This is a genomic window from Saccharopolyspora taberi, from assembly GCF_039534165.1.
GTDB classification, from domain to species: Bacteria; Actinomycetota; Actinomycetes; order Mycobacteriales; family Pseudonocardiaceae; genus Saccharopolyspora_D; species Saccharopolyspora_D taberi.
Genome location: NZ_BAAAUX010000022.1, coordinates 7,764 through 11,772, shown reverse-complemented (window position 1 = coordinate 11,772; position 4,009 = coordinate 7,764). Strand labels below are relative to the sequence as shown.

Annotated in this window: 4 protein-coding genes; 3 read left to right on the top strand and 1 reads right to left on the bottom strand. The window is 70.4% G+C overall.

What is annotated here, in order from left to right; all coding sequences use genetic code 11:
• Nucleotides 1–93 precede the first annotated feature (93 nt).
• Nucleotides 94–963 (top strand): spermidine synthase, encoded by an 870-nt coding sequence (locus tag ABD691_RS26050; RefSeq protein WP_344684068.1) that lies wholly within the window; start codon nt 94–96, stop codon nt 961–963.
• Nucleotides 964–1,110: 147 nt separating this feature from the next.
• On the top strand, nt 1,111–2,184 hold the full coding sequence (locus ABD691_RS26045) for an aldo/keto reductase (RefSeq protein WP_344684066.1): 1,074 nt from the start codon (nt 1,111–1,113) through the stop codon (nt 2,182–2,184).
• Nucleotides 2,185–2,347: 163 nt separating this feature from the next.
• Here ABD691_RS26045 and ABD691_RS26040 read toward each other — a convergent pair whose 3' ends face one another.
• Nucleotides 2,348–3,451 carry a hypothetical protein gene (locus ABD691_RS26040; protein ID WP_344684064.1) on the bottom strand — a complete coding sequence of 368 codons (1,104 nt, stop codon included), beginning with the start codon at nt 3,449–3,451 and terminating at the stop codon, nt 2,348–2,350.
• A gap of 109 nt (nt 3,452–3,560) precedes the next feature.
• Between ABD691_RS26040 and ABD691_RS26035 the strand changes: the two genes are divergently transcribed.
• A partial coding sequence (locus tag ABD691_RS26035; RefSeq protein ID WP_344684062.1) for a PfkB family carbohydrate kinase occupies nt 3,561–4,009 on the top strand: 449 nt, incomplete at its 3' end.

Below are 4,009 nucleotides of genomic sequence, written 5' to 3'. Positions count from 1 at the left end.
CCCGACTTCGGTGAATACTCAGACCATCCACCGCGGCCACGACTTCCCCGCGTCGTGACCGGCTCCGACGTTGACAAGGAGGACCTCGCGTTGATGGAACTCGACGGGCACCGCTGGATCCAGGAGCCGATGGGCGAGGGGATGCGCAGGCTCTGGCGGATCGACGAGGTGCTGTGGGAGGGCGACACCGAGTACCAGCACGTGGTGATCGGCCGCACCGACCAGGGGATCTCGCTGTTCTGCGACGACGACCGGCAGAGCACCGACTTCTCCCAGCTCGTCTACCACGAGGCGATGATGGTGCCCGCGTTCCTGCTCGCCGAGAAGGTGGAGCGGGTGCTCATCATCGGTTCCAGCGAGGGAGTCGCGAGCCAGATGTCGGTCCAGGCGGGCGCGACCCGCGTGGACCACGTCGACATCGACCGCGAGTGCGTCGAGGCCTGCGCCGAGCACCTGCCCTACGGCTACGCGCTGGACGAGCTGCCCGCCCTGGAAAGCGGTGCGGGCCCGATCCGGCTGCATTACGCCGACGGCGCGACCTTCCTCGACCAGGCGCCACCGGAGGGCTACGACGTGGTCGTGGTCGACCTGCCGGACGAGCGCGAGGACGACCAGGACGGCCAGCACAACCGGCTCTACGGCCTGGAGTTCCTCCAGCGCCTGCAGACCGTGCTGTCGCCGGGAGGCGTCGTCGCGGTCCAGGCGGGCTGCCCGACGGTGTGGCGGAACAAGACGCTGATCCGCGCCTACAACCGGTTCCAGTCGCTGTTCGACACCGTGACCTACTTCGGTTCCGACGAGCACGAGTGGGCGTTCCTGTTCGGCCGCGTCGAGCCGATCGACGACCCGACGAACGTGCTGCTGGAGTCGTTCCCGAGGAGTTCCTACCAGCCGGCGACGATCGACGAGGCGAGCCTGATCGGCTGCACCGTGCCGCCGTTCTCGCTGCGCAACCAGAGCTGACCAGGCGGTCGAAAAGGCGTCTCCCCGCCGGGGAGGCGCCTTTTTCCGTGCTCCCAGCCTGGTGGTGCCGCACCCAGGATGACTCCGCCCTGCCTGCGGGCCACCGCCCCGGCGAAGCTGGAAACCGAGCACAGGGAGGAAAAACCGATGCAACGCAGGATTCTCGGCCGCACCGGCATCTCGGTCAGCGAGTTCGCGCTCGGCACGATGATGCTGGGCGAGTGGGGCAACTCCGACCACGACGACGCGATCCGGCTGGTGCACGACGCGCTCGACGCGGGCGTCAACCTGGTCGACACCGCCGACATGTACTCCGGAGGGGAGTCCGAGCGGATCATCGGCAAGGCGCTCAAGGGCAGGCGCGACGAGGTCGTGCTCGCCACCAAGGGTTTCTTCCCGATGGGCGGGGATCCCAACCAGGGCGGCAGTTCCCGCCGGTGGATCACCCGCGCGGTCGAGGACAGCCTGCGCAGGCTGGACACCGACCGCATCGACCTCTACCAGGTCCACCGGCCGGACCACCACACCGACCTGGACGAAACCCTGTCGGTGCTGTCGGACCTGGTCCGCGCGGGCAAGATCATGGCGATCGGCTCGTCGGACTTCCCGGCCGAGCGGATCGTCGAGGCGCAGTGGGTCGCGCGGGAGCGCAACCACATCGCCTTCCACACCGAGCAGCCGCCGTACTCGGTGTTCGTCCGCGGCATCGAGCGGTCGGTGCTCCCGACCGCGCAGAAGTACGGGATGGGCGTGCTCACCTGGAGCCCGCTCAACAGCGGCTGGCTGACCGGCCGCTACCGGCGCGGCACCGAGATCGAGCTCAACGACTTCCGCCGCATGATCGCGCACAAGTTCGACCTCGGCCTGCCGGGCAACCAGCGCAAGCTGGCCGCGGTCGAGGAACTGGCGCGGGTGGCCGACGACGCCGGGCTGTCGATGACCCACCTGGCGCTGGCCTTCGCCGCGAGCCACCCGGCGGTGAGCTCGGTGATCCTCGGCCCGCGCACCACCGGTCAGCTCGCCGACGTGCTGGGCGCCGCCGACGTCCGCCTCGACGACGACGTGCTGGACCGCATCGACGCCGTCGTAGCCCCCGGCACCGACCTCAACCCATCGGACATCGACTACACGCCCCCGGCACTGGCCAAACCGGAACTACGCCGCCGCGCCCCCAAGCAACGCCCAACCCAGCCATCGTCTTCAAGCGGCGAAGCCGCTTAGCCCACCCGACCAACCGGCACCGCCGCGGGTTCTCAGGCGTTCCTCGGCGAGGACAGCTTTTTCCGTCGTATTGGACATACGTCGGGAAAAGATCCCGCAGCGAGGCGGCGCCTGAGGTTCCGCCACCCGCACCGCCACCCAAAACGCCCCCGGAGACAGCCACTCACGCCTCGGTGGGGTGCTCCTCGGAGGAGGGACGCAGGTACGGATGCATCCCGGCCTCGCTCTCCCGAGGGGCGAACCACTGCTCGAAGGTCAGCCCCCGCTCCCGGAACTGCGCCTCCAGCCGGGCGCTGAGCTGGTCCTCGGAATCACCCAGCGGCATGAAGTCCACCAGGTAGAGGTCCTCGTGCCCGGTGTCGGCGAACGCCCGCCGGGCGAAGGCCGCGAACACCGGTTCGCCCTCGTCCCAGGTCATCAGCTCCGCCGCCTCCAGCAGCACCTGCGCCTCGTTGACGAACAGGCGCAGCGCGAGCGCCTCGGCGACGGTCCGCGGCGGGGTCCAGTCCCGGTCGGTCAGCCGCGACGCCACCGCGGCCGACGACAGCAGGAACGCCCGGGCGAACCACGAGTCGTACCGGTGCTCGTAGCACTGCGGCAGCTCCTCCAGCACCAGCAGCCCCACCGCGTCGTCGGCGGTGGCGTTGTTGATCGCCAGCGCCAGCTCGTCGTAGAAGATCTCGTCGGTGACCACCCGCACGGCGTGGATCAGCGCCCCGGCCGCCAGCCGCGCGGTCTCGGCGGAGTCCGTCCCGAACGCGTCGAGGTCGAACGCCCGCAGCCGCCCGGACAGCTCGGTGAGCCTGCTGCGCCACTGCTCGGTGTCGAGCGTGGCCTCGGACTCCTCGGCGCTCTCCAGCGCCTCCTCGATGGCGGCCTCCAGCCCGGAGTCGTCGGCCGCACCGATCCGCTCCGCCGCGGCCAGGCTCTCGTTGAACTCGTCCTCGGTGATCCGGACCTCGGAATGCGCCACGCTCCAGCCGACCAGCAGCTCGCTCTCCCCGATCAGCTCGTTGAGCACGGTCGCCGCGGCCTGCTCCGCGGGCAGCAGCGCGGGCGCGTCCAGCGCGAGCACCACGCTGGCGCCGCTGGGGTGCACGGTGATGCGGTAGTCGAGCACGTCGATTTCGGCCTCGGCGGGCCCGGCGACGCCTTCCACCAGCGCCAGCTGGCGGTCGAGCAGCGCGGCGACCCCCTCGCGCTGCAGGGCGTCCAGCTCAGTCGCATCGACCGGCGGTTCGAGCTCCGCCGTCACCACGTAGTCCACCGCTTCTCGCTCTCTCCCTCGGGCGGTCGGGCCGATCGTACGTCCGGTGTCGGGCCCGGACCCAGCGGTCGGGGCCGGACCCGCGCGCCGATCAGCGATGATGGGCGGCGTGACGACGACTCTGACGGTATTCGGAAGCTGCAACATGGACCTGGTGGCCTACGTGGACACCGCTCCGAACCGGGGTGAGACGGTGCTCGGGCACCGGTTCACCACCGTTCCCGGCGGCAAGGGCGCCAACCAGGCGCTGGCCGCGGCCAAGGCGGGGGCGGACGTGCGCATGATCGGCGCGGTGGGCCGGGACGAGTTCGGCACCCAGATCCGCGCGAACCTGTCCGAGTCCGGGGTGGACACCCGCGGCCTGCGCACCGTCGAGGGCCGCAGCGGCACCGCCCACATCACGGTCGACTCCGAAGGCGGCAACTCGATCATCGTCGTACCGGCGGCCAACGGCACCGTCGACGACCTCGCTCCCGGGGACGAGGAGCTGATCGCGGGATCGCGAAGCCTCCTGCTGCAACTGGAGATCCCGTTCTCCGGAGTCGCGGCGGCAGCCGC